General features: G+C 65.2%; 20 protein-coding genes. 4 read left to right on the forward strand and 16 right to left on the reverse strand.

The features are described from left to right. Nucleotides 1-20 precede the first annotated feature (20 nt). The 10 genes from urtD to cbiE all read right to left on the reverse strand — a co-directional run bounded on the left by urtD (nucleotide 21) and on the right by cbiE (nucleotide 11,046). Nucleotides 21-881: an urea ABC transporter ATP-binding protein UrtD gene (gene urtD / locus IFU31_RS10895; protein WP_192102900.1), complete on the reverse strand. Its 861-nt coding sequence runs from the start codon at nucleotides 879-881 to the stop codon at nucleotides 21-23. Next, entirely contained in the window at nucleotides 878-1,957 is a 1,080-nt protein-coding gene (gene urtC / locus IFU31_RS10900) for an urea ABC transporter permease subunit UrtC (protein ID WP_192102902.1), read from the reverse strand. The genes urtD and urtC overlap by 4 nt, the downstream gene beginning before the upstream one ends. Further along, complete coding sequence (urtB, locus tag IFU31_RS10905; protein WP_192102905.1) at nucleotides 1,957-3,522, reverse strand: urea ABC transporter permease subunit UrtB; 1,566 nt, start codon at nucleotides 3,520-3,522, stop codon at nucleotides 1,957-1,959. Before urtB ends, urtC begins: the two co-directional genes overlap by 1 nt. A gap of 223 nt (nucleotides 3,523-3,745) precedes the next feature. Then, on the reverse strand, nucleotides 3,746-5,011 hold the full coding sequence (urtA, locus tag IFU31_RS10910) for an urea ABC transporter substrate-binding protein (protein ID WP_192102907.1): 1,266 nt from the start codon (nucleotides 5,009-5,011) through the stop codon (nucleotides 3,746-3,748). 370 nt (nucleotides 5,012-5,381) lie between these two features. Then, nucleotides 5,382-6,743 (reverse strand): PepSY-associated TM helix domain-containing protein, encoded by a 1,362-nt coding sequence (locus IFU31_RS10915; RefSeq protein ID WP_192102909.1) that lies wholly within the window; start codon nucleotides 6,741-6,743, stop codon nucleotides 5,382-5,384. A 223-nt stretch (nucleotides 6,744-6,966) separates the two neighbouring features. Further along, nucleotides 6,967-7,401 (reverse strand): DUF2946 domain-containing protein, encoded by a 435-nt coding sequence (locus IFU31_RS10920; protein WP_192102911.1) that lies wholly within the window; start codon nucleotides 7,399-7,401, stop codon nucleotides 6,967-6,969. A gap of 4 nt (nucleotides 7,402-7,405) precedes the next feature. Continuing rightward, the gene (locus tag IFU31_RS10925) at nucleotides 7,406-7,888 is read right to left on the reverse strand and encodes a copper chaperone PCu(A)C (protein WP_122480657.1); all 483 of its coding nucleotides are present in this window, start codon (nucleotides 7,886-7,888) and stop codon (nucleotides 7,406-7,408) included. A 140-nt stretch (nucleotides 7,889-8,028) separates the two neighbouring features. Next, complete coding sequence (locus tag IFU31_RS10930; protein ID WP_192102913.1) at nucleotides 8,029-8,751, reverse strand: cobalt-precorrin-6A reductase; 723 nt, start codon at nucleotides 8,749-8,751, stop codon at nucleotides 8,029-8,031. Then, the gene (locus tag IFU31_RS10935; RefSeq protein ID WP_192059108.1) at nucleotides 8,748-9,845 is read right to left on the reverse strand and encodes a cobalt-precorrin-5B (C(1))-methyltransferase; all 1,098 of its coding nucleotides are present in this window, start codon (nucleotides 9,843-9,845) and stop codon (nucleotides 8,748-8,750) included. The genes IFU31_RS10930 and IFU31_RS10935 overlap by 4 nt, the downstream gene beginning before the upstream one ends. Continuing rightward, nucleotides 9,838-11,046 carry a precorrin-6y C5,15-methyltransferase (decarboxylating) subunit CbiE gene (cbiE, locus tag IFU31_RS10940; protein WP_192102915.1) on the reverse strand — a complete coding sequence of 403 codons (1,209 nt, stop codon included), beginning with the start codon at nucleotides 11,044-11,046 and terminating at the stop codon, nucleotides 9,838-9,840. The genes IFU31_RS10935 and cbiE overlap by 8 nt, the downstream gene beginning before the upstream one ends. Nucleotides 11,047-11,088: 42 nt before the next feature. Here cbiE and cobG point away from each other — a divergent pair, with 42 nt between their 5' ends. The 4 genes from cobG to cobJ are packed head-to-tail and all read left to right on the forward strand — an operon-like array spanning nucleotide 11,089 to nucleotide 15,647. Next, nucleotides 11,089-12,606 carry a precorrin-3B synthase gene (gene cobG, locus IFU31_RS10945; RefSeq protein WP_192102917.1) on the forward strand — a complete coding sequence of 506 codons (1,518 nt, stop codon included), beginning with the start codon at nucleotides 11,089-11,091 and terminating at the stop codon, nucleotides 12,604-12,606. Then, complete coding sequence (locus IFU31_RS10950; RefSeq protein ID WP_122480317.1) at nucleotides 12,599-13,225, forward strand: precorrin-8X methylmutase; 627 nt, start codon at nucleotides 12,599-12,601, stop codon at nucleotides 13,223-13,225. Before cobG ends, IFU31_RS10950 begins: the two co-directional genes overlap by 8 nt. Further along, nucleotides 13,225-13,956, forward strand: a complete 732-nt coding sequence (locus tag IFU31_RS10955; protein WP_122480316.1) for a precorrin-2 C(20)-methyltransferase — start codon at nucleotides 13,225-13,227, stop codon at nucleotides 13,954-13,956. Before IFU31_RS10950 ends, IFU31_RS10955 begins: the two co-directional genes overlap by 1 nt. Continuing rightward, entirely contained in the window at nucleotides 13,956-15,647 is a 1,692-nt protein-coding gene (gene cobJ / locus IFU31_RS10960; protein ID WP_192102919.1) for a precorrin-3B C(17)-methyltransferase, read from the forward strand. The genes IFU31_RS10955 and cobJ overlap by 1 nt, the downstream gene beginning before the upstream one ends. Nucleotides 15,648-15,873: 226 nt before the next feature. On the opposite strand, the gene IFU31_RS10965 is transcribed toward cobJ, so the two are convergent. The 6 genes from IFU31_RS10965 to IFU31_RS10990 all read right to left on the reverse strand — a co-directional run bounded on the left by IFU31_RS10965 (nucleotide 15,874) and on the right by IFU31_RS10990 (nucleotide 24,453). After that, complete coding sequence (locus IFU31_RS10965; RefSeq protein WP_192102921.1) at nucleotides 15,874-18,639, reverse strand: hybrid sensor histidine kinase/response regulator; 2,766 nt, start codon at nucleotides 18,637-18,639, stop codon at nucleotides 15,874-15,876. Nucleotides 18,640-18,731: 92 nt separating this feature from the next. Beyond that, the gene (purD, locus tag IFU31_RS10970) at nucleotides 18,732-20,018 is read right to left on the reverse strand and encodes a phosphoribosylamine--glycine ligase (protein WP_192102923.1); all 1,287 of its coding nucleotides are present in this window, start codon (nucleotides 20,016-20,018) and stop codon (nucleotides 18,732-18,734) included. Between the two features lie 148 nt (nucleotides 20,019-20,166). Continuing rightward, entirely contained in the window at nucleotides 20,167-21,774 is a 1,608-nt protein-coding gene (gene purH, locus IFU31_RS10975; protein ID WP_122480312.1) for a bifunctional phosphoribosylaminoimidazolecarboxamide formyltransferase/IMP cyclohydrolase, read from the reverse strand. A gap of 80 nt (nucleotides 21,775-21,854) precedes the next feature. Beyond that, a complete protein-coding gene (gene fis, locus IFU31_RS10980) occupies nucleotides 21,855-22,175 on the reverse strand; it encodes a DNA-binding transcriptional regulator Fis (RefSeq protein ID WP_049861977.1) in 321 nt (106 codons plus the stop codon). Next, the gene (gene dusB / locus IFU31_RS10985; RefSeq protein ID WP_192102925.1) at nucleotides 22,172-23,185 is read right to left on the reverse strand and encodes a tRNA dihydrouridine synthase DusB; all 1,014 of its coding nucleotides are present in this window, start codon (nucleotides 23,183-23,185) and stop codon (nucleotides 22,172-22,174) included. Before dusB ends, fis begins: the two co-directional genes overlap by 4 nt. A gap of 167 nt (nucleotides 23,186-23,352) precedes the next feature. After that, nucleotides 23,353-24,453 carry a DUF3426 domain-containing protein gene (locus tag IFU31_RS10990; RefSeq protein ID WP_192059119.1) on the reverse strand — a complete coding sequence of 367 codons (1,101 nt, stop codon included), beginning with the start codon at nucleotides 24,451-24,453 and terminating at the stop codon, nucleotides 23,353-23,355. Nucleotides 24,454-24,459 lie beyond the last annotated feature (6 nt).

The raw sequence follows: 24,459 nt of genomic DNA on the forward strand, positions 1-24,459 counted from the left end.
TCAGCGGCCGCGAACGGACCTCAACGCCCCAGATAAACCTCGATCACCCGCTCATCGGCCTGCACCGCCTCGAGCGACCCTTCGGCCAGCACGCTGCCCTGATGCAGCACCGTCACATGGTCGGCAATCGAGCCGACGAAACCCATGTCGTGCTCCACCACCATCAATGAGTGCTTGCCGGCGAGGGTCTTGAACAGTTCGGCGGTGAACTCGGTTTCGGCATCGGTCATGCCCGCCACCGGCTCATCGAGCAGTAACAGCTGAGGGTCCTGCACCAGCAGCATGCCGATTTCCAGAAACTGCTTCTGGCCGTGGGACAGCAGGCCGGCCGGGCGATCGATCGACGCGCTCAGGCGGATCGTCTCCAGCACCTCGGCAATGCGGTCGCGCTGCTCGCCCGTCAGCCGCGCACGCAGGCTGGCCCAGACCGACTTGTCGGTCTTCTGCGCCAACTCCAGATTCTCGAACACACTCAAGGCCTCGAACACGGTCGGCTTCTGGAACTTGCGGCCGATGCCGGCCTGGGCGATCTGCACCTCGCTCATGTGGGTCAGGTCCAGGGTTTCGCCGAACCAGGCCTTGCCCGCGGTGGGCCGGGTCTTGCCGGTGATGACGTCCATCAGCGTGGTCTTGCCCGCGCCGTTGGGGCCGATGATGCAGCGCAGTTCGCCCACGCCGATGTACAGGTTGAGGTCGTTCAACGCCTTGAAGCCGTCGAAGCTGACGCTGATGTCTTCCAGCGTCAGGATGGTGCCGTGGCGGGTGTTCAGCCCCGGTCCGCTGGCCTGGCCCAGGCCGATGGCATCGCGGCTGGTGCCGGCGTCGCTGTTGGGGTCCAGCACCGGTTCGAGCATGAACTCGGCGGTCGCGGTGATTCTCATTGTTCACCCCTTTTCTTCAGCAGGCCGATCACGCCCTTGGGCAGGTACAAGGTCACGATGATGAACAGCGCGCCGAGGAAGAACAGCCAGTATTCGGGGAATGCCACGGTGAACCAGCTTTTCATGCCGTTGACGATGCCTGCACCCAGCAGTGGCCCGATCAGGGCGCCGCGTCCGCCCAGGGCCACCCAGACGGCGGCCTCGATGGAGTTGGTCGGCGACATCTCGCTGGGGTTGATGATGCCGACCTGCGGCACGTACAGCGCCCCGGCGAGGCCGCACAGCACCGCGCTGAGCACCCAGACGAACAGCTTGAAACCGCGCGGGTCGTAACCGCAGAACATCAAGCGGTTCTCGGCGTCGCGCAGTGCGGTCAGCACCCTGCCGAACTTGCTGCGCGCCAGGCGCCAGCCCACGTACAGACTCAGCACCAGCAGCGCCACGGTGAGCAGGAACAGCACGGCACGGGTACCTTGGGAGGTGATGCTGAAGCCCAGGATGCTGCGGAAGTTGGTGAAGCCGTTGTTGCCGCCGAAACCCGTCTCGTTGCGGAAGAACAGCAGCATGCCGGCGAACGTCAGTGCCTGGGTCATGATCGAGAAGTACACGCCCTTGATCCGCGAACGGAAGGCGAAGAAACCGAACACCAGTGCCAGCAAGCCTGGGGCCAATACCGCCAGGCACATGGCCCAGAGGAAATGCTCGGTACCCACCCAGAACCAGGGCAGCTCGGTCCACGACAGAAACGTCATGAACGCCGGCAAGCCGTCGCCGGCCGCCTCACGCATCAGGTACATGCCCATGGCATAGCCGCCAAGGGCGAAGAACAGCCCGTGGCCCAGCGACAACAGGCCGGCGTAGCCCCAGACCAGGTCCAGCGCCAGAGCGACGATGGCATAGCAGAGGATCTTGCCGACCAGGGTCAGGGTGTAGGCCGAGACCTGCAAGCCGTTGCTTGCCGGCAGCAGTGACAGCAGCGGCAGGGCGACGAGGATCGACAGGATCACGACGCCGATGGCGAGGGTCACTTTCGGCCCGGCTTTCTGCGCAGCAGTGAGCATCAATGGCTGGTTCATCAGTCGATCACCCGTCCTTTCAGTGCGAAGAGGCCTTGCGGACGTTTCTGGATGAACAGAATGATCAGCGCGAGGATCAGGATCTTGCCGAGCACCGCACCGATCTGCGGTTCCAGGATCTTGTTGGCGATGCCCAGGCCGAACGCGGCGGACACGCTGCCGGCCAGTTGGCCGACGCCGCCCAGTACTACCACCAGGAAGGAATCGATGATGTAGCTCTGCCCCAGGTCGGGGCCGACGTTGCCGATCTGGCTCAGCGCCACGCCACCCAGGCCGGCAATGCCCGAGCCCAGGCCGAAGGCAAGCATGTCGACGCGGCCGGTGGGCACGCCGCAGCAGGCGGCCATGTTGCGGTTCTGGGTCACGGCGCGCACGTTCAGGCCCAGGCGGGTCTTGTTCAGCAGCAGCCAGGTCAGCACCACCACGGACAAGGCGAAAGCGATGATCACGATGCGGTTGTACGGCAGCACCAGGTTGGGCAGCACCTGCCAGCCGCCGGAGAGCCAGGCCGGGTTGGCCACTTCCACGTTCTGCGCACCGAAGATCAGGCGAATCGCCTGGATCAGCATCAGGCTGATACCCCAGGTCGCCAGCAGGGTTTCCAGGGGGCGTCCGTACAGGTGGCGGATGACGGTGCGTTCCAGCACCATGCCGATCACAGCGGTAACGAAGAAGGCCACGGGCAGCGCGATCAGTGGGTAGTACTCGATGGCGCCCGGCGCCAGGCGCTGGACCAGCATCTGCACGACGTAGGTGGAGTAGGCGCCGAGCATGAGCATCTCGCCATGGGCCATGTTTATCACACCAAGCAGGCCGAAGGTGATCGCCAGGCCCAGGGCGGCCAGCAGCAGGATCGAACCCAGGGACATGCCGCTGAAGGCCTGGCCCAGGATGTCGCCGATCATCAGCTTGCGCTTTACTTGAACCAGGCTGGTCTCGGCAGCGGTGCGCACAGCCGTGTCCGCTTCGACACCGGGCGCCAACAGGTTTTCCAGACGGGTGCGCGCCAGTGGCTCGCCGGTTTCACCCAGCAGGCGTACCGCAGCCAGGCGCACGGCGGGTTCGGGATCGACCAGCTGCAGATTGGCCAGGGCCAGGGTCAAGGCGGTTTTCACCGTTTCGTCCTGTTCACCTGCGGTCTGCCGGTCGAGCAGGGGCAGTTGGCTGGGCTGCGCCGAGCGTTGCAGTTGCTGCGCGGCGGCCAAGCGTACCTGAACATCGTTGCTCAGTAGTTGGTGGCTGGCCAGGGCGGTGTCCACCAGGCCGCGCAGACGGTTGTTGAGGCGCAACTTGCGCACTGGTTCGATGGCCGCGGCAGTGTCGTCGGCTGCGGTCATCTGGCCATCGGTTTCGATGAACGGTTTTTTCTCGGCATCGGCCGCCACTCGGCCGTCCTGAAGGGCGGTGAGCAAAGCCATCCGCGCCGGCTCGGGCTGCGCAGCCCAGGCTTCCAGCAGTCGAACCTGCTCGGCGGATGAAGCGCCGGTAAAATCACTGGCGTCGTTGGCGCTCGCCACCATGGGCAAGAGCAGAACGACAGCGGTGAAGAATTTGATGAGGGACATGGCAAGTCCTTTGAATTGAAGGCAACACCCGCCCCCTTTGTGGGAGCGGTCATCGGCCGCGAAAAAAAACGCTGCGGTCTATCAGCTGCGCTGCGATAGCCCTTCGCGGCCATAGACCGCTCCTACAGAAAACTCGCGATCCACCGTAGGAGCGGTCATCGGCCGCGAAGAGAGCGCTGCGGTCTACCAGACGCACCGCGCCGCCCCTTCGCGGCCACGTGGATCAGTTGCTCTTCACCGCATGATCAGGCTTCTTGTCGTTGCCAGGAATGTACGGGCTCCATGGCTGGGCGCGGATCGGCTCCTTGGTCTGCCACACCACGTTGAACTGACCGTTGTCCTCGATCTCGCCGATCATCACCGGCTTGTGCAGGTGGTGGTTGGTCTTGTCCATGGTCAGGGTGTAGCCCGACGGCGCGGCGAAGGTCTGCCCGGCCATGGCCTCACGCACCTTGTCGACATCGGTGGATTTGGCCTGGTTGGCGGCCTGTGCCCACATGTTGATGCCCACGTAGGTCGCTTCCATCGGGTCATTGGTGACCACGGTGCCGGCGTTCGGCAGGTTCTTGGCCTTGGCGTAGGCTTTCCAGTCAGCAACGAACTTGGTGTTTTCCTTGTTCTCCACCGACTGGAAGTAGTTCCATGCCGCCAGGTTGCCCACCAGCGGCTTGGTGTCGATGCCGCGCAGCTCTTCTTCGCCGACCGAGAAGGCCACCACCGGTACGTCGGTGGCCTTCAGGCCCTGGTTGGCCAGTTCCTTGTAGAACGGCACGTTGGAGTCGCCGTTGACGGTGGAGATGACAGCAGTCTTGCCGCCGGCGGAGAACTTCTTGATGTTGGCGACGATGGTCTGGTAGTCCGAGTGACCGAACGGGGTGTAGACCTCTTCGATGTCCTTGTCGGCGACGCCCTTGGAGTGCAGGAAGGCGCGCAGAATCTTGTTGGTGGTGCGTGGGTAGACGTAATCGGTGCCCAGCAGGAAATAGCGCTTGGCCGCGCCACCGTCGTCGCTCATCAGGTATTCGACCGCCGGGATCGCCTGCTGGTTGGGCGCCGCACCGGTGTAGAACACGTTCGGCGACATCTCCTCACCCTCGTACTGCACGGGGTAGAACAGCAGGCCGTTGAGTTCTTCGAAGACCGGCAGCACCGACTTGCGCGACACCGACGTCCAGCAGCCGAACACCACGGCCACCTTGTCCTGAGTGATCAACTGCCGTGCCTTCTCGGCAAACAACGGCCAGTTGGACGCCGGGTCCACCACCACCGCCTCGAGCATCTTGCCATTGACGCCACCCTTGGCGTTGATCTGGTCGATGGTCATCAAGGCCATGTCTTTCAGCGAAGTCTCCGAGATGGCCATGGTGCCGGACAGCGAGTGCAGGATGCCGACCTTGATGGTCTCGGCAGCCTGGATCGTCCAGGACAAACCCATGGCAGCGATCGATGCGGAAAGGGTGAACGCCTTGATCAAGCTGCGACGCTTCATTGTGCAATCTCCATGTACGGAATGTCGTTCCGGTGCGGCAGGTGGGGACTTCTCGCTGGAGTATTGCAAGGGGTGTGCCGGAGTCGCGCAGGGGCGAAATACGTGCCGGTTGAGCTTAGGCAACGCAGCGGCGCGCACCGTGCTGGTGCTCGACTGGCAGGATGGTGCGCAGGGTTGAGTGGTATTGGTGCGCCGGACTACGTGCGCGACCATCAGGCAGATCGCATGCACCGCCGACGCGGCTTGCGCCGCTGCTGCGGGATCGCGTGCACCGCCAACGCGGCTTGCGCTGCTGCTACGGGGGCCGCGAATCCCCTGTAGCAGCGGCGCGAGCCGCGTCCGGGCGCACCGCAGATGTATGCAGGATGACTCAGACAGCTTCGACCGAAGGCCGCACCCGCAGCAGCACCCGATCCGCCACCCACACCAGCAGCAGGGACAGGCCCACCAGCGGAAACAGCACGCCCACCGCAACCATCACCCCGACCGCCACCTTCCATCGCGGCAGATCATGGCGCAGCGGCGGTACACCGAGCTTGCCCTGTGGCCGGCGCTTCCACCAGATCACCAGGCCGCTGACCGAACTGAGCAGGATCATCAGGCACACCAGCAGCACGATGAGCTGATTGACCGGGCCGAACATCTTGCCCTCGTGCAGCATCACGCCGGTTTCGGTAGCACGGGCGACCAAGCCGTACTGTGCCCAGCGCACATCGGCCAGAACCTGACCGCTGTACTGATCGATGTGCAGGGTCGCGTCGTTGCGTGGGTCGTCGGCGAATACCGCCACGGTGAACACGCCGCTCGCGGTGGTCGGCAAGGTGATGCTGTAGCCCGGCTCCACCTGCAATCGCGCCGCTGTATCGACCACGCTCTGCAGGCTGATCTGCGGCGCCGCCGGGGCATGCACGTGCTCGCCATGAGCCATGTGTTCGGCATGCGCGCCGCTGGACTGTGGCATCGGCGTGTGTTCCATGGCCCACGGCACGGTCTGCCGGTGGGCTTGGTTGAGTTTGCCAGCCTGCTCGTCGGAGGTGGGCATGTCGTTCCACATGGCGGCAGGGAACTGGTTCCACAACTGGGCATACTGCTTGCCCCAGAAACCTGTCCAGGTCATGCCGCTGAGCAGCATGACCAGCAGCAACGCCGCGCCCCAGAAACCGACTGCCGCATGGACGTCGCGCCACAGCGCCCGGCCACGGCTGCGCCAGCGCGGCCAGAGCACGCCGCTGGCCGCGGTGCCGCGCGGCCACCACAGGTACAGGCCGGAGATCACCAGCACAATGCCCCAGCCGGCGGCCAGCTCTATCAGCCGGTCGCCGACGGTGCCGATCATCAATTCGCCGTGCAGCGCCCTGGCCACCGCCTGCAGGTTCCACTTGGCATCCTGCGCGCCCAGCAATTCGCCGGTGTAGGGATTGACGAATACATTCAGTTCGCGGCCATCGGCATGGACCACGAACTGAGCGCTGCGCTCGGCGGTGCTGGGCGGCAGGTACTGGCCGATGGCACCACGCGGGTAGGCGTTGTGGGTTCGCACCAGTAATTCATCGGCGCTCAGGCGCTGTTCGGCCACCGGCACCACCAGCAGGTCACGGTACATCCAAGGGTCCAGCTGTGGCTTGAACAGGTAGATGATTCCGGTCAGCGCGAGCAGGATCATGAACGGCGCGACGAACAGCCCGGCGTAGAAATGCCAACGCCAGGCAAGGTTGTAGAAAGAGGTTTTCATGGAGAAGGCGTGTTCCGACTTATCGTGTACTCAACAAGGCCCATGCGCTGCCCGTTCCCTTCCACAGGTCAACCGCGCTACCGCGCGGGAGCGAGCCTTGCCTGCGAAGACATTCGCAGGATCAGCAACGCCCACTGTGGGAGCGGGGCGGGCGGCGAGCCATCTACCCGCGAAGAGGCCCGCGTTGACAACGCACAAGCGTGTGTATGTTTGGCGTGGAAGCTCAAACCAACGCAGGCGGCGCTCGCGTGCGCGCGCCGAGGAACACCGCCTGTGTAGCGTGCCCCGCGCGGGGCTCGGCCATGAATACACTGTGCGGGCGCTGCGCATTCGCCCCCGCAATGGCCAGCGCCTGAGGCAGCGCTGGGCAATGGAAGAACAGGCTGCAATAACCGCACTTTTCCATCAGCACGTGCAGGTCGCTGCTGCCCGCGGCGCTGCCGTGATGCTCGCCATGAGCCTGGTGGTCCATGGCGGGCATGTCCATGACGGGCACGGCGCTGCCCAGCGCCACACTGGACATCCTGTGGTCCATCGGCATGGATTGGGAAATCAGCGGGCCGATGAATATCATCAGCATCGCGAACAGGCTGATCCAGCTGGCGCGCGCCTTGGCAGACGGCGTGGAAGGAGGGCGCTTGGCGCTCAGCGCATTCATTCAGTCAATGCGCATGCTCGGTGGCCTCGTCCTGCGCGGGTGCCTGCTTGAGCACCTGTACCTCCACCACGAAATCACCGGCCTTGGCAAAGTGCAGCGTCACGGGAAAGTGCTGGCCGGCCTGCAATGGGCTGCTCAGTTTGAGATCCAGCAGCATCACGTGAAACGCCATCGGCGCGAAGACCGCGTGGCCGCTCGCCGGAACGGTGACACCCTGGACCTGCTGCATTTTCATCATGCCGTCCTGGTTGATGTGTTGATGCAGCTGCGCCTCTGCGGCGATGGGCGTGTCGACGCTGGTCAGCGTGTCGTCGTCGAGCCCGCGGTTGCGCAGCTCGAAGTACACCGCCGCTGTCGGCGAGCCGGGTGGCAGTTCCTGGGACCAGGGTTCGACGATGAGCAGGTCACCCGCCTTGTATTGGCGGACGTCGCCTTGCGCGGCGGCAGCGAGCAGCATGAGCACACAGGCAGACCAGAAACTTTTCATCGCAGACACCCCGATACGAAAGCCGGCATTGTAGCAGCGGCGCGAGCCGCGACGGCGGCATACGCAATAAATCTGGTCCACCGCGCAAACCGCATCATCAGGCACCGCAATACCCTGTAGCATCGGCGCAAGCCGCATCATCAGGCACCGCGATTCATCTGCACCAGCAATGAGGCCGCATCCATGAACATGCGATCCACCGCGGGCAGCGCCGGGCGCTTGAGCACCAACACCGGCAACCCCATCTCCCGCGCCACCTGCAGCTTGGGTTCGGTCGCGCCGCTGCCGCTGTTCTTGCTGATCAGCACGTCGATGCTGCGCTGGGCGAACAAGGCGCGTTCGGCGTCCAGACAAAAGGGACCACGGGCGCCGATGACCTCGCATTGCGCCGTGCCTGGGTAGGGGTCCAGCGCCCGCAGGGTCCAATGCTGATGCGGCGGGATCTCGTGGAGGTGCTGCAGAGGTTCGCGACCCAGGGTAAACAGCGGTCGCTGGAACGGTGCCAGCGCCTGCACCAGTTCAGCCCAGTCGACCACCTCTCTCCAATCGTCACCCGCCTGAGGCGCCCAGGCCGGACGGCGCAAGGCCCAGCACTCGATGCCGGCCAGGCCCGCCGCCTTCGCCGCATTGGCGCTGATCTGCGCCGCATAGGGATGAGTCGCGTCCACCAGCAGCGTGATGCCCTCGCCACGAATGTAGGCTGCCAGCCCTTCGGCACCGCCATACCCACCGACGCGCACCTGACAGCGCAGGTCGGTCGGCACGCGGCCCACGCCCGCCAGGCTGTAGACATGTTCAGGCCCCAGGGTCCGCGCGATCGCCAGGGCCTCGGTCACGCCACCCAGCAGCAGGATGCGCTTCATGGACTCACCCCCGCCTGCCCGACGATCCCGCCCTGGCGATCGATGGCGAACACCTCCACCTGAACCCGATCCTGTACCACGCTGCAAGCGAATTGCCAGGCATGGCGGCAGACCTCATCGCCCAGCTTCACGCCCTCGGCATGGGCCAGGGCCAAGGCTTGCTGGCTGGTGTTGGCCGCGCGAATCCGCGTTTGCAGGTCACTGCCTGCGCCGACGTCGCTGGCCCAACCCGCCAGCTGTGCCAGATCGATACTCGAATGACGACTGTGCAGGTCCATGTGTCCGGCCGCCAGCTTGCTGATCTTGCCGAAACCGCCGCACAGGCTGAGTTTGTCCACGGGCACCTTGCGCAGATGTTTGAGTACCGCACCGACGAAGTCGCCCATCTCGATCAGGGCGATCTCGGGCAACGCGTAGACCTGGCGCATGGTGTCCTCGCTGGCGTTGCCGGTGCACGCGGCGATGTGCCGGTAGCCGTTGGTGGTCGCCACATCAATGCCTTGATGAATGGAGGCGATGTAAGCGGCGCACGAGAACGGCCGCACGATACCGCTGGTGCCCAGGATCGACAGCCCGCCGAGGATGCCCAGGCGCGGGTTCATGGTCTTGAGCGCCAGGCCAGCGCCGTTCTCGACGTTGACGGTGACCTCGAAGCCGCCGCCGTAGCCATGTTCCTCGGCCAAGCGCGCCAGGTGCTCGCCGATCATCCGCCGCGGCACCGGATTGATCGCCGGCTCACCGACACCCAGCACCAGCCCTGGCCGGGTGACCGTGCCTACGCCGACGCCAGCCACGAAATGGATGCCGGGCTCATCGAGCAGACGCACCTGGGTGTACAGCAAGGCGCCGTGGGTCACATCCGGATCATCGCCGCCATCCTTGAGCGTACCGGCTTCAGCGCCGTCGGCATTCAGCCGGCAGAACTCCAGGCGCATCGACACCTGCTTGCCCTTGGGCAACACGATATGCACCGCATCGCTGGCGCCACCGCCGAGCAACAGGCGCGCGGCGGCCAGGCTGGTGGCCGTGGCGCAACTGCCGGTGGTCAGGCCGCTGCGCAGTGGTGCCGGCTGTTCCGCTGTTTCTTCACGCATCGAGGGGTTTGACCGCTTCGAGCAGGGTGATCGGCAACGCCTGGCGCCAGGTGTCGAACTCGCCCAACGGGCAGGCCTGGGCAATGTGCAGGCGGGTCAGTTCGCCGCCGTGGTGCTCGCGCCACTGCACCAGCGCCAGTTCGCTTTGCAGCGTGACCGCGTTGGCCACCAGACGGCCACCGGGTTTGAGCGCCGTCCAGCAGTCGGCCAGGACGTTTTCGCGGGTGACGCCACCGCCGATGAAGATCGCGTCAGGCGTGGCCAGCCCGGCCAGGGCCTGCGGCGCCCGACCGCGCACCAGCTGCAGGCCTGGCACGCCGAGGGCATCGCGGTTGTGTTCGATCAAGGCCTGGCGGCCCTCGTCGGATTCGACCGCGATGGCGCGGCAACTGCGGTGGGCACGCATCCACTCGATGCCGATCGAGCCACAGCCGGCACCGACGTCCCACAGCAACTCGCCCGGCTGGGGTGCCAGGCGTGCCAGGGTCACCGCGCGAATGTCACGCTTGGTCAGTTGGCCATCGTGGCGAAAGGCAGTGTCGGGCAGGCCGGCCAGGGGAGACAGCCGCGGAGCGTCCGGGCTTGCCTGGCATTCGAGGGCGATCAGGTTGAGCGCGGCGATCTCGCTGAAATCATCGTTGGCGGTACCGTCGATACGACGTTCGCCGGGCCCCCCCAGGTGTTCGAGCACGGTCATGCGGCTGGCACCGAAGCCGCGCTCGCGCAGCGACCGTGCAACGGCTTGCGGGCTTGCCCCGTCGTTGCTCAAGACCAACAGGCGCTGGCCGCTGTACAGGTGTGCCGCCAGCGCCGCGACCGGACGGGCGACCACCGACAGGGTCACCACGTCTTGCAGGGCCCAGCCCAGACGAGCAGCGGCCAGAGAGTAGGAGGACGGCGAGGGCAATACGTGCATCTGCGCAGCCGGGACCTGCCGCGCCAGGCTCGCGCCGACGCCATAGAGCATCGGATCACCGCTGGCCAGCACGCAGACCGCCTCGCCGGGCTCGGACAGTACCGCATCGAGGCTGAACGGACTGGGCCAGGCGACGCGGGTACCGACGATGCAGCGCGGCAGCAGTTCGAGCTGGCGTGGCGAGCCGACGATGCGCCGCGCGCTCAACAACGCACGTCGCGCCTGTTTGCCCAGGCCCGCAAATCCGTCTTCACCGATACCTACCAGGGTCAGCCAGGCCGACATGAATATTCCTCATACAAAACTATTCCGACGGGCAGACTTTTCATGCCTTCGGCCAAAGCAGGCATAATACCGCGCCTTACCCATTCCAGTGGTTTTTCGCGCGTGTCCGGTGCCCCTTTGAACAAGACTTCGAACGTTGTCCGCCCCTCGGCGTGTCCGGGGTTGCTGCGTATCGTGCAGGCATTGGACGGGGGGATCTGCCGTATCAAACTCGCCGGCGGCGAACTGGGTGCGGACCAGGCCGAGGCCGTCGCCGAAGCCGCCGAGCGGTATGCTGGGGGAACGATCGAGGCGACCAACCGCAGCAATCTGCAGATTCGAGGTATCGGTGAACGTCATCAGGCCTTGATCGAGCACTTGCTGCAGGCTGGCTTGGGTCCACGGGACGCGGCCGGTGACGACGTGCGCAATGTCATGCTCGGCCCCACCGCCGGCATCGACCCCCGCCAGGTCGTCGACACGCGCCCACTGGCGGCCCAGGTCATCCACAGCCTGGAAACCGAGCCGCGCTTCCATGCGCTGTCGGCCAAGTTCGCGGTGCAGTTGCACGGCGGCGAGCGCCTGGCGATGCTCGAGCATCACCACGATCTGTGGCTGTCGGCCTTCGAGCGTGATGGACAGTGCTGGTGGGCGTTCGGCCTGGCCGGCTGTCCCGGGAGCGACCCTGCCGTGGGCGCCGTGCCTTTCGACCAAGGCCATGCCTTGGTGGCGGCGGTGTTGGACCGCTTCCTCGAATTGGCGCGCCCTGAACACACGCGAATGCGCGATCTGCTTGCCGACGCCTTCTTCGCAGGCAAGGGGCTCAGCCGCCCGCCTCGCTCCCACAGGATCCTCGTCGCTGATACCAGCATGCCAGCCACCACAGCCAAGGCAGGCAAGATTGCTGCACCTGTGGGAGCGGGCCCTGCCCGCGAAGAGGCCGCCACTGACACTACCCAGGCATTCCTCAGCACCCTGGGTCTGCCTGTTTGCCCTGCACCACTTGGCAGGCCGCTGGCCACCTTCAAACTGGGCATCCAGCCACAGCGCCAACCGGGCCTGAGCTTCATCTGCACCCTGGCCCCCCTGGGACGGCTGACCCCAGCGATGCTGCGCGGCGCCGCCCAGCTCGCTCGCGAACACGGCAACGGCACCCTGCGCATGACCCCGTGGCAGGGCCTGCTGCTACCTGACCTGCGCGATCCCGAACCCGTGCTCCAGGCCCTGACCCAGCTGGGCTTCATCACCGGGCCGCAACAGCCCTTGGCGGCCATGATCGCCTGCACGGGCGCCAGCGGCTGTGCCAAGGGCCTGGCCGACACCAAGGCGGACGCCGTTCGCCTTGCCACCTTGCTGCCTGCACGGGCCCCCTTGAGCGTCCACCTGAGTGGCTGCCCGCGTTCCTGCGCTGCGGCCCACGTCGCCCCGGCGACCCTGCTGGCCAGTAGCGCCGGCCACTATGACCTGTATCTGCGCGACGCCGAACGACCCGGATTCGGGACTCTGCTCGCGCGCCATCTTTCACTGGATGCGGCCGCTGCCCTGCTGCGCGACCGCTCACGGAGCGACACCCATGATTGACTACATCCGCGATGGTCAGGAGATCTATCGCAACTCCTTCGCCATCATTCGTGCCGAAGCGAAGCTGGATCAGATCCCCGCAGACCTGGAAAAGCTCGCCGTACGGGTCATTCACGCCTGCGGCATGGTCGATGTCGTGCAGGACCTGCGCTTCTCGCCCGGCGCCGGCAAAGCCGGCCGCGACGCCCTTGCCGCCGGCGCGCCGATCCTGTGCGACGCGCGCATGGTCGCCGAAGGCATCACCCGCGCCCGGCTGCCTGCGAACAACCAGGTGATCTGTACCCTCAAGGACGACAGCGTGCCAGCCCTGGCCCAAGCCTTGGGCAACACCCGCTCGGCGGCTGCGCTGGAGCTGTGGCGGCCCCATCTGGAGGGCTCGGTCGTGGTCATCGGCAACGCGCCGACTGCGCTGTTCCACCTGCTCGACATGATCGATGCCGGCGCGCCCAAGCCCGCCCTGATCCTCGGCTTTCCAGTCGGTTTCGTCGGCGCGGCCGAGTCCAAGGCGATGCTGGCGGCGGACAGCCGTGGCGTGCCGTTCGTCATCGTCGAAGGCCGCAAGGGTGGCAGTGCCATGGCCGCCGCCGCGGTCAATGCACTGGCCACGGAGGTCGAGTGATGCAACCGCGTGGCCGTCTGCTGGGACTGGGCGTAGGCCCGGGCGATCCCGAACTGATCACCGTCAAGGCGCTGCGCCTGTTGCGCGAGGCGCCGGTGGTGGCCTATTTCGTCGCCAAGGGCAAGAAGGGCAACGCCTTCGGCATCATCGAGGGCCACCTGCAGGCTCTGCAAACCTTGCTGCCGCTGGTCTACCCGGTGACCACCGAAGCGCTGCCAGCGCCGCTGTCCTACGAGCAGGTCATCAGCGATTTCTACGACACCGCCAGCCTGGACGTCGCCGCGCACCTGGATGCCGGCCGCGACGTGGCAGTGATCTGCGAGGGCGATCCGTTCTTCTATGGCTCCTACATGTACCTGCACGACCGGCTCGCCGAGCGCTATGAAGCCCAGGTGATCCCTGGCGTCTGCTCGATGCTCGGCGGTGCTTCGGTGCTGGGCGCACCCTTGGTGTATCGCAACCAGAGCCTCTCGGTGCTCTCGGGCGTGCTGCCGGCGGACGACCTCAAACGGCGCCTGGCCGACGCCGACGCCGCCGTGATCATGAAGCTGGGCCGCAACTTTCCCAAGGTCCGCCAGGTGCTGATCGAACTGGGCCTGGGCGAGCGCGCCCTGTATGTCGAGCGCGCCACCATGGCCAACCAGAAGATCGTCCCCCTGGCTGAGGTCGATCCGACCTCGTCGCCCTATTTTTCCTTGATCATCGTTCCGGGTGAGAGGTGGCAAGGCTGATGAACGCCCCAGCAATCGTCATTCTCGGCAGCGGTGCCCTGACCACCGCGCGGCGCCTGCAGCAACTCTATCCACAGGCGCTGATCCACGGCCTGGCCGAGCGCGTGACCGGTGTCGAGCGCAGTTATCAGGACTTCGGCGCCACCCTGCGTCAGTTGTATCGGCAGAACACCCCGATCATTGCCCTGTGCGCGGCGGGCATCGTCATCCGCTGCCTGGCGCCGCTCCTGCTGGAGAAGGGCGCCGAACCGCCGGTGCTGGCCGTGGCCGAAGACGGCAGCGCGGTGGTGCCGCTGTTGGGTGGCCTGGCCGGGGTCAACGTGCTGGCTCGCGAGATTGGTACAGGCCTGGGGGTTGCGGCCGCGATCACCACCAGCGGCGAGCTGCGCTTCGGTACCTGCCTGCTGAACCCGCCCAGCGGCTATGCCCTGGCCGATCTGGAACTGGGCAAGCGCTTCGTTTCCGACCTGCTCGCCGGTGAGCGGGTGCGTGTCGAAGGCGCCGCGCCCTGGCTCGCCGACTCACGGCTGCCCGAAGACGCACAGGCGCGCCTGGCCATTCATGTTGGCAGCGAGGCGCGGGCACCGGTTGCCCACGAACTGCTCATCCATCCGCGCAACGTGCTGGTGGCGGTGAATTCAGCGTTGCCCCATTTGGCGGAGGCCGTGCGTGACGCACTGCAGGGCCGTCGTATTGCCCTGCCATCACTGGCGTGCCTGCTGGCGGACGAGGGTGCCATGGCCGATTCTGCGCTGCACGATGCTGCCGCCGACTTGGGCGTGCCGCTGCGGTTTGCCCCGGCGCAAGGCTCGCTGGTGCAGATGGCCGGCCACGCGGTGCCGCAGTCGTCGCCCGTGGCGATCGGCGAACACATGGCAGTCGCCATGGCCGAGCAGCCACTGGACCTGTCAGGTATTGGCCGGCCGCGCGGACGTCTGGCCGTCATCGGCCTGGGCCCCGGCGCCGCCGACCTCATGGTCCCGGCGGTCAAGACGGAGCTGGCGCGTGCCAACGACATTCTGGGCTACGAGACCTACGTGCGCATGGCCGGCCCGTTCCGCGCCGATCAGGTGCTGCACTGCACCGACAATCGCGAAGAGATGCAGCGTGCCCGGCACGCGTTCGAATTGGCCGCTCAGGGTCGCTCGGTGGTGGTGGTGTCGTCCGGTGACCCCGGCGTGTTCGCCATGGCGGCTGCGGTGCTGGAAGCGCTGCACGAATCCGCCGACCCGAGTTGGCACGCGGTAGAGCTGCAGATGCTGCCAGGCGTCTCGGCCTCCCTGGCCACGGCGGCCCAGGCCGGCGCACCGCTGGGCCACGATTTTTGCGTATTGTCGCTGTCCGACAATCTCAAACCCTGGGCCATCATCGAGAAGCGCCTGGACCTGGCCTGTCAGGCTGATCTGGCCCTGGCGTTCTACAACCCGATTTCCCGCTCGCGGCCGTGGCAACTGGGCAAGGCGCTGGACATCGTTCGCCTGCATCGCACGCCTGCCACCCCCGTCGTGTTGGGCCGCGACATCGGCCGTCCCGGCCAGACCTTGCGGGTCATCACGCTGGGCGAGCTGACGCCTGAGCAAGTGGACATGCGCACCATGGTGCTGGTGGGTTCTTCCACTACCTGCACCTTCGCCAAGGCCGCAGGCGGCACCTGGGTATACACCCCACGCTGGTACGGCACCAAGCCCTGATCTACAAACGAACACCAACCGCCGCCGAACGCCCCCCTGTAGCAGCGGCGCAAGCCGCGTCAGGCTGCACCGCGCATTTCCTGACGTACCGCGTATGACGCCGACGCGGCTCGCGTCAGCCCTGTAGCAGCGGCGCAAGCCGCGTCCGGCCGCACCGCGTTCGTCCCGACCCACCGCAGCCACCGGCGACGCGGCTCGCGCCGCTGCTACAGGGGCACGTGCAAGGTCAGAGGGTTTTCAAAGGCGGCACGATGGCCTCGCGCTGTGAGGCCCAGTGCTCCACCAGTTCGCGCAATTGCGACATTTCGATCGGCTTGGCCATATGCCCGTCCATGCCGGCCTGGCGCGCCTGCTCCTTGTGCTCGCTGAGAATATGCGCGGTCAGCGCCACCACCGGCGTACGCACGCGCTGGTTGCCCATTTCCCAGGCACGCAACTGACGGGTCGCCGAGAAGCCGTCGAGAATCGGCATTTCACAGTCCATCAGCACCAGGTCGTAACGCTGGGCCTTCATCGCCTTCAGGGCTTCCTCGCCATTGCTGGCCGTGTCGGGATGCAGGTTGAGCTTGCCGAGCATGCCGCGGATCACCTTGGTGGAAATGTTGTTGTCTTCGGCCACCAGAATACGAAAGTCACCTGGCACATCGATAGGCGCCAGGTGGGCGGCAGCGAGTGGCGGTGCCTCGCTTTCTCCACGATGGCTGAGCTCGTCGGCCAGGGTGGTCTTGAGGGTGTACCCGGCCACCGGTTTGGCCAGGATGCGCTTGATCCCGGCATTGCGCGCGACCACCTTGCTCGGCGCATTGCTGATACCGGTTAGCATGATCAACAGAATGTCGTGGTTCAGGCTTGGATCTTCCTTGATCTTCGCGGCCAGCTGCATGCCGGTCATGCCGGGCATGTTCTGGTCCAGCAAGACCACGTCGAAATAGTCACGCAGGTGCGCCTTGGTTCGCAGCAAGGCCAAGGCCTCCTTGCCTGACGGCACGGAGCTGACATTCAGGCCCCAGGCACTGCACTGTTGCACCAGTACCTTGCGGCAGGTCTCGTTGTCGTCGACCACCAGCACCCGCGCGTTCTTGAGCGGCAGGTCGAGGTCCGAAGAGGTCTGCTCGAGGCGTTGCGGATCCAGCGGCAGGGTCAGCCACAGGGTGCTGCCATGCTCGCTGCCGCTCTTGATGCCGAAATCACCCTTCATCAACAGCACCAGTTGGCGGGCGATCACCAGCCCCAGGTGCCCGCTCAGGCGGTTGCCGTCGAGCAGGTTGGTACTGCGCAATTCGGTGTGCAGCAGCGCTTCGCGTTCGGCGCCGGGCATTGGTTCGCCACTGTCCTGCACGGCGATGCGCAGGCGCGGGGTGGCGCTGCGCTGGTCGAGTGCCACCACCAGCAGGATCTCGCCCTGGTCGGTCTTCTTCAGCGCGTTGTCCAGCAGGCTCAGCAGCGCCTGGCGCAGGCGTGTCGGATCACCACTGATGACTCGCGGAACCTGGGGCTGGGTAAAACTGATCAACTCGATGTTCTGCTGCTCGGCCTTGGCGCGAAAGATGTTCAGGCAGTCTTCGATCAGGGCGTGCAGGTCGAACTGCACATCGTCCAGCTCGATCTGCCCGGATTCGATCTTGGAGATGTCGAGGATCTCGTTGATCAGACCGAGCAGCTCGTTGCCGGCACTGTGGATGGTCTGCACGTAGTCGCGTTGCTTGACCGACAGCGGTGTGCCCAGCAACAGTTCGGTCATGCCCAGGACGCCGTTCATGGGGGTGCGGATCTCGTGGCTGAGCTTGGCCAGGAATTCCGCCTTGGCGTTGATCTCGGCAGTGCTGGCCGCCAGTTGCCGGCTGGCGCTGAAGCGATCCTCGCTGATGCTGCGCAGGCGCTGGGTCAGCGCGGCGTTGAGGATCACCCCGCCCACCATGGCAAACCCGAGCAAGGTGAAAATCAGCCACTGCGAAGGTGTGCGGGTCAGGCCCAGCAGCGCCGGCAACACCACCAGGCAACCCAGGTTGCACACCAGCAGCCCCAGGCAGAAGGTGCGTGCCGGGCGATAGCCCTGCAGCCAGTGCCAGATGCCGATCATCAGCATGGTCATGCTGGTCAGGGCCAGCAGGCCGTAGGCGAAGAAGTTGAACGGCAGGCCGTCGATGAACAGCAACAACAGCCCACACAGGGCGATCAGGGCAACCTCGGCCTTGATGATGCGGTTGGAGCGCTGATGGCCGCGTACGGCAAAGAAACGCAGGCAGAACATCAGCCCGGTCATCGATGCCAGCAGCAGTGCGCTGTAGGCGGCGGGTGTACGCGCTGCCGGCCACAGCGAAACCCAGGGCCCGGTGAAGTTGAACAGGATCAGGGCCGAGGCCAGCAGGCAGGCCTGGGAGCAGGCCAGCCACAGGCTGCTGCTGGAGCGGCGATGGGCGAAGCACATCAGGTTGTGCAGGATGAGCATGGCAACGCAGCCCAGCAGCAGCCCGAACAGCAACGGCTCCCGTTGATCGGCGGCCGCTGCGGAAGAGGATTGCAGAACGATGCTGGGGCGGATCTGGTGTTCGGAGGCGATACGCAGGTACACGTCGAGATGTTTCTGGCTCACCGGCAAGGTCAGCAGATGGTCGCTGCTGGCCAGCGGCGCCTCGGTGTTGGCATCGGTGTCCGACGACACACGCCTGATCAGCGTGTCGGCGTCGAGCACATAGAAATCCAGGGCCTTCAGGTCAGGGCAGAAAATACGCAGCAACAATTCCTGGTCGGTCGGCGGCAGGCGATAGTGCAGCCACAACGCGCCGTTGGGCCCGGCCGCGTTGACCTGACGCAGTTGCACCGGGGCGAACTGGTTCTGGAAGCGTTCGGAGCGCACGTCGCCCAACTGCAGCCGGCCGTCTTCGTCCATCAACATCGACCAGCCGCCCACCGACTCTGCCTGGGCGCCGAGCACACAGAGCAGGGCCAGCAGGCCGGCGGTGAATCCTATGGCAGTCCTGAGCCAGCGCAAGGCGAAATCCCTTCGTAGATGAATGCCTGATTATAGCCGCGTGCGCCATGAAACGTGTGTCGGGGGCTTGAAGCCCCCGACAGTCACCACGCTTATTTGCCGCTTTCGCGGGCAATGGCCCGGTAGCCGATGTCATGGCGATAGAAACAACCCTGCCAATCGATCTTCGCGGCCAGCGCATAGGCCTGGCGCTGCGCGGCGCCGACGCTGTCGCCCAGTGCCGTGGCGCACAGCACGCGGCCCCCTGCGGTGACGACTTGGCCGTCCTTGAGCGCGGTGCCGGCATGGAACACCTTGCCGGTCTCGGCAGCCGCTGCGTCCAGGCCGCCGATCGCATCACCCTTGGCATAGTCACCCGGATAGCCACCCGCCGCCAGCACGATGCCGACGCTCGGCCGTGGGTCCCACTGCGCCTCGACCTTGTCCAGCGCCTGGGCGAAAGCCGCTTCGATCAGCAGGATCAGGCTCGACTGCAGGCGCAGCATGACCGGCTGGGTTTCAGGGTCGCCGAAACGGCAGTTGAACTCGATGACCTTGGGGTTGCCGGCCTTGTCGATCATCAGCCCGGCATAGAGAAAACCGGTGTAGACATTGCCTTCGTCCGCCATGCCGCGCACAGTCGGCCAGATGACCTGGTCCATGACCCGCTGGTGAACCTCGGCGGTCACCACCGGGGCAGGGGAGTACGCCCCCATGCCGCCGGTGTTCGGACCGCTGTCGCCGTCGCCCACGCGCTTGTGGTCCTGGCTGGTGGCCATGGGCAGCACGTTCTTGCCATCGACCATGACGATGAAGCTGGCTTCCTCGCCGTCGAGGAATTCTTCGATGACCACCCGCGAGCCGGCGTCACCGAAGGCGTTGCCGGCGAGCATGTCGCGTACGGCGTCTTCGGCCTCCTGCAGGGTCATGGCAACGATCACGCCCTTGCCCGCGGCCAGGCCATCGGCCTTGATCACGATCGGCGCACCTTTTTCACGCAGGTAAGCCAGCGCCGGTTCGATCTCGGTGAAATTCTGGTAATCGGCGGTGGGAATCTTGTGCCGCGCCAGGAAATCCTTGGTGAAGGCTTTCGAGCCTTCGAGCTGGGCCGCGCCCGCGGTCGGGCCGAAACAGTCCAGGTTGCGCGCGCTGAACAGGTCGACCACGCCAGCCACCAGCGGCACTTCGGGGCCGACGATGGTCAGCGAAACGTTCTGTTCGGCGAAGTCCGCCAATTGCTCCAATGCCAGCACGTCGATAGCGACGTTCTCGCACTTGGCCTCGGTGGCGGTACCGGCATTGCCCGGTGCCACGAACACTTTCTGGACCCGTGGGTCCTGGGCGACTTTCCAGGCCAGCGCATGCTCGCGCCCGCCGCTGCCAATGATCAATACGTTCATGGTTCAAAACCTCGGTAAAGCGGAATTCTAAGGGTGTTCGCGGTATGCCGCGCAACGGCCTGACGCGGCTCGCGCCGCTGCTACAGGGGCGGCGTACCCGTGAAACATCACTGTAGGAGGCCGCAGCTTCAATGCGGCCGTCGCCAGATCAGTGGCGGAAGTGGCGCATGCCGGTAAATACCATGGCGATGCCGGCTTCGTCAGCGGCCGCAATCACCTCGGCATCACGCATCGAGCCGCCCGGTTGGATCACGGCGGTGATGCCCACCTTGGCGGCATTGTCCAGGCCGTCGCGGAACGGGAAGAACGCATCCGACGCCATGACCGAGCCCTGCACCTGCAGGCCGGCATGTTCAGCCTTGATCGCCGCGATGCGCGCCGAATTCACCCGGCTCATCTGCCCGGCACCGACGCCGATGGTCTGGCGGTTCCTGGCGTACACGATGGCGTTGGACTTGACGTACTTGGCGACTTTCCAGGCGAAGATCAGGTCATGGATTTCCTGCTCGCTGGGCGCCCGGCGCGTGACTACCTTGAGGTCATCGGCACCGATCATGCCGATATCCCGGCTCTGCACCAACAGACCGCCGTTGACCCGCTTGTAGTCCCACGCCTCGGCACGCTCGGCCGACCATTGACCACACGCCAACAGGCGCACATTGGCCTTGGCCGCCACGATGGCGCGGGCTTCCTCGCTGACGCTCGGGGCAATGATCACTTCGACGAACTGACGCTCGACGATGGCCTTGGCAGTGGCCGCGTCCAGCTCGCGGTTGAAGGCAATGATGCCGCCGAACGCCGATTCGGTATCGGTGGCGTAGGCCAGTTCGTAGGCCTGACGGATGCCGCCCTCGGCGTCCGGGCACACGGCCACGCCGCAGGGGTTGGCATGCTTGACGATGACGCAGGCTGGCTTGACGAAGCTCTTCACGCATTCCAGGGCGGCGTCGGTATCGGCCACATTGTTGTAGGACAGCTCCTTGCCCTGCAGCTGGGTTGCCGTGGCAATGCCCACTTCGGCCGGCTGCGCCTCCACATAGAATGCCGCTTTCTGGTGCGGGTTCTCGCCGTAGCGCATCTCCTGCGCCTTGACGAACTGGCTGTTGAAGGTCCGCGGAAACTCGCCGCGGCCTTCGGTGCCCAGGCGCTCGCCGGTCTGGTCGATGGTGCCCATGTAGTTGGCGATCATGCCGTCGTACGCGGCGGTATGTTCGAACGCCTTGAGCATCAGGTCGAAGCGCTGCGCGTAGGTCAGGCCGCCGGCCTTGAGCCCGGCCAGCACTTGGGCATAGTCACCGGCGTTGACCACGATGGCCACGTCCTTGTGGTTCTTCGCCGCCGAACGGACCATGGTCGGCCCGCCGATGTCGATGTTCTCGATGGCTGTGGCCAGGTCGCAGCCAGGCTTGGAAATCGTCGCCTGGAAGGGGTAGAGGTTGACCGCCACCAGATCGATCGGCTGGATGCCGTGCTCGGCCATGATCGCGTCGTCGGTACCGCGGCGGCCGAGGATGCCGCCATGGATCTTCGGATGCAGGGTTTTCACGCGGCCGTCCATCATCTCGGCGAAGCCGGTGTAGTCGGCCACTTCCACGGCGGCCACGGCGTTGTCGCGCAGCAGCTTGAAGGTACCGCCGGTGGACAGGATCTCGACGCCAAGGGCTTCCAGTTCGCGGGCGAATTCAACGATTCCGGTCTTGTCGGAAACGCTGATCAAGGCGCGGCGGATCGGCAGGCGGGTGGTCTGGTCGGTCATCACGATTTCCATCTTCAAAGCGTAGAAGTCAACAAAAAAGGCGAACCGCTGGGTCGCCTTTTCTGGTTTGAATGCTTCGGTTACAGCAGGTCGTACTGCTTGAGTTTCTTGCGCAGGGTGCCTCGATTCAGGCCCAGCATCTCGCTGGCCTTGGTCTGGTTGCCCTTGACGTGGTTCATGACGCTTTCAAGCAGGGGAGCTTCGACTTCGGACAGCACCAGGTTGTACACGTCCGTGACGGAGGCGCCTTCGAGGTGGGCAAAGTAGTTGTGCAACGCCTTCTCGACACTGCCGCGCAGGGTCTGGCCCTCTTCGCTCGGCGTGTTCAGATGCTGCTTGAGGTTTACATTGTCGCTCACAGGCGTTGTTCCACTCACTAAAGTCTCGCTCATCATCGTCATGCGGCCACCTCTTTCGCGTCCCTTTCACCAAGGCTTCTATAGCGCTCGCCGAAAAACTCGCGAACGTTGGCGCATTGCTCTTGCGTCTCTTGCAGCCCATTGAAATGGCTGCGAAATTCACGCCCGCCAGGCTGTGTACACAGGTACCAGCCAACATGCTTGCGGGCGATGCGCACGCCCATCACATCACCGTAAAAGGCGTGCAGGGCCTGCAGATGTTCCAGCAGAATGCTTTCCACTTCACTCAACTGCGGTGCCGGCAGCAGCTCGCCGGTGCGCAGGTAATGCTCGATCTCCCGGAAGATCCAGGGCCGACCCTGGGCCGCGCGCCCTATCAGCAGGCCGTCGGCACCGGTCGCCTGCAGTACCTGCCGGGCCTTGTGCGGTGAATCGATGTCGCCATTGGCGAAGACCGGGATGGACACCGCCTGCTTGATCGCAGCGATGGTGTCGTATTCGGCTTCGCCGGTGTAGAGGTCGGCGCGTGTGCGACCGTGCACCGCCAACGCGGCAATGCCCGACTGCTCGGCAATCTTTGCAACAGCGATGCCATTGCGGTTGGAGCGGTCCCAGCCCGTGCGAATCTTCAAGGTCACCGGTACATCCACGGCGGCCACCACAGCTTCCAGAATCTGCGCCACCAGCGCTTCGTCCTTGAGCAAGGCAGACCCCGCCGCCTTGTTGCACACCTTCTTCGCCGGGCAGCCCATGTTGATATCGATGATCTGCGCCCCGGCCTCCACGTTCGCCCGTGCCGCCTGGGCCAGCATCTGCGCGTCCCCTCCGGCGATCTGCACCGAGCGTGGCTCGGGATCGCCCGCGTGGACCATGCGCAGACGGGACTTGCGGCTGTTCCACAGGCTCATGTCGCTGGTGACCATTTCCGACACCACCAGGCCTGCGCCCAGGCGTTTGCACAACTGACGAAAGGGCTGGTCGGTAACCCCGGCCATGGGGGCCAGGATCAGCGAGTTGTTCAAGGTGTATGGGCCGATGCGTACCGCCGACATAGGACTTCCCTGTTGTGGGGCCGGATCATGAGAGTTCGAAAAAGGGTTGGCATAATACCCGCTCTCGATGACGGGTTAAAGATAGATTTGGATAAAATCTGAACAGTTATCTGCCCGCGCGGACAGCTTTGAACAGGCGCAGTCCACCCTTGCCCCAGAGCATCTGGCTATTCGGGCGAGCGGAAACTGAGGCTGTAATTGACCGCCGAAGGGCCTGGGTCGAGGATGTCCAGGGCAATGTGGATGGGCGTTTGCGGCGGCATCTCGGCCTTGCCGGCCAACTCGCCGTCGAGGTATTCGCTGGGCTTGAAGCGACGGCTGGCGATCAACTGGCCATTGAGGTCGGCAAAGCGCAGCTCCAGCAACGGAAAAGGCTGCGAGAACGCCGCGCGGTTGTAGATGATCGCATCCACCACCAGCGCCCCGGCGAACTCGGGATGGCTGCGCACCACCAGGTTGCTGCTTTTTACCAGGGCAATATCGACCTTGGCCGGCACACTGCAGCCTATAACGGGGCACAGCTGCTGGAACAGCGGCCGGTACTGGTCCTGACGGGCCAGTTCGGCGAAATGATAGACCACGTACTGCACGCCCAGGCCCAACGCGGCAACGATCGCCAGGCCCAGCCACAACAGGCGCTTGCCCCAGTGCGAGCGGGGCTTCTCCCAGGCCAGTTGCATCGGCTCGTCCAGCAGGTCGGCCAGATCGTCCTCATCCCGCACGGCAGGTTCATTGCGGGTTGCCTGGCCCTTGCGAGTGCTGGTGGCGGCAGCAAGAGGCGGCTCGTCTCGATCATGCTCGTCGAGTGCCGATAACCGGCCGTGGCCATCCACCGACGGCTCGTCATCGACGTGGGCCTGGTCGAGGGCCTCGGAATGGGAAAACGAAGGCTCTGTCCGCTTGGCAGGTGTCGGCGCTTGGTCTTCGTCCAGTGCCGGCAGCCGTTCGATGATCGGTGGCAAGGCCGCCGCATCGGTATCGGCGTCGTCCCGGCGCGCGCTCAGGCTGTCCATTCTGGGAGTGTCACCCAGCTCGAGCCGATCCAGGTCTATGTCACCATTGGTCCACGGCCGCGGAGCCAGCTCCGGCGGTCTGGGCAAATTGGCCGGGGTCAGGGTCGCGCTCTGTTCGAGCAGCTGTCGGGCCGCATTGAAGACCTGCAGGCAGGAGCCGCAGCGAACCACGCCGCGCGCCACGCTCAACTGGTTGTGGCTGACGCGGAAGCTGCTTTGGCAATGCGGGCACTGGGTGACGAAACTCTCGCTCATGCGCAG

The organism is Pseudomonas sp. CFBP 13602, assembly GCF_014842725.1.
Lineage (GTDB): Bacteria > Pseudomonadota > Gammaproteobacteria > Pseudomonadales > Pseudomonadaceae > Aquipseudomonas > Aquipseudomonas baltica.

Coding starts and splice junctions, on each gene's coding strand:
- urtD (WP_192102900.1), bottom strand. CDS start 881: ATGAGAATCACCGCGACCGCCGAGTTCATGCTCGAACCGGTGCTGGAC.
- urtC (WP_192102902.1), bottom strand. CDS start 1,957: ATGAACCAGCCATTGATGCTCACTGCTGCGCAGAAAGCCGGGCCGAAA.
- urtB (WP_192102905.1), bottom strand. CDS start 3,522: ATGTCCCTCATCAAATTCTTCACCGCTGTCGTTCTGCTCTTGCCCATG.
- urtA (WP_192102907.1), bottom strand. CDS start 5,011: ATGAAGCGTCGCAGCTTGATCAAGGCGTTCACCCTTTCCGCATCGATC.
- IFU31_RS10915 (WP_192102909.1), bottom strand. CDS start 6,743: ATGAAAACCTCTTTCTACAACCTTGCCTGGCGTTGGCATTTCTACGCC.
- IFU31_RS10920 (WP_192102911.1), bottom strand. CDS start 7,401: ATGAATGCGCTGAGCGCCAAGCGCCCTCCTTCCACGCCGTCTGCCAAG.
- IFU31_RS10925 (WP_122480657.1), bottom strand. CDS start 7,888: ATGAAAAGTTTCTGGTCTGCCTGTGTGCTCATGCTGCTCGCTGCCGCC.
- IFU31_RS10930 (WP_192102913.1), bottom strand. CDS start 8,751: ATGAAGCGCATCCTGCTGCTGGGTGGCGTGACCGAGGCCCTGGCGATC.
- IFU31_RS10935 (WP_192059108.1), bottom strand. CDS start 9,845: ATGCGTGAAGAAACAGCGGAACAGCCGGCACCACTGCGCAGCGGCCTG.
- cbiE (WP_192102915.1), bottom strand. CDS start 11,046: ATGTCGGCCTGGCTGACCCTGGTAGGTATCGGTGAAGACGGATTTGCG.
- cobG (WP_192102917.1), top strand. CDS start 11,089: ATGCCTTCGGCCAAAGCAGGCATAATACCGCGCCTTACCCATTCCAGT.
- IFU31_RS10950 (WP_122480317.1), top strand. CDS start 12,599: ATGATTGACTACATCCGCGATGGTCAGGAGATCTATCGCAACTCCTTC.
- IFU31_RS10955 (WP_122480316.1), top strand. CDS start 13,225: ATGCAACCGCGTGGCCGTCTGCTGGGACTGGGCGTAGGCCCGGGCGAT.
- cobJ (WP_192102919.1), top strand. CDS start 13,956: ATGAACGCCCCAGCAATCGTCATTCTCGGCAGCGGTGCCCTGACCACC.
- purD (WP_192102923.1), bottom strand. CDS start 20,018: ATGAACGTATTGATCATTGGCAGCGGCGGGCGCGAGCATGCGCTGGCC.
- purH (WP_122480312.1), bottom strand. CDS start 21,774: ATGACCGACCAGACCACCCGCCTGCCGATCCGCCGCGCCTTGATCAGC.
- fis (WP_049861977.1), bottom strand. CDS start 22,175: ATGACGATGATGAGCGAGACTTTAGTGAGTGGAACAACGCCTGTGAGC.
- dusB (WP_192102925.1), bottom strand. CDS start 23,185: ATGTCGGCGGTACGCATCGGCCCATACACCTTGAACAACTCGCTGATC.
- IFU31_RS10990 (WP_192059119.1), bottom strand. CDS start 24,453: ATGAGCGAGAGTTTCGTCACCCAGTGCCCGCATTGCCAAAGCAGCTTC.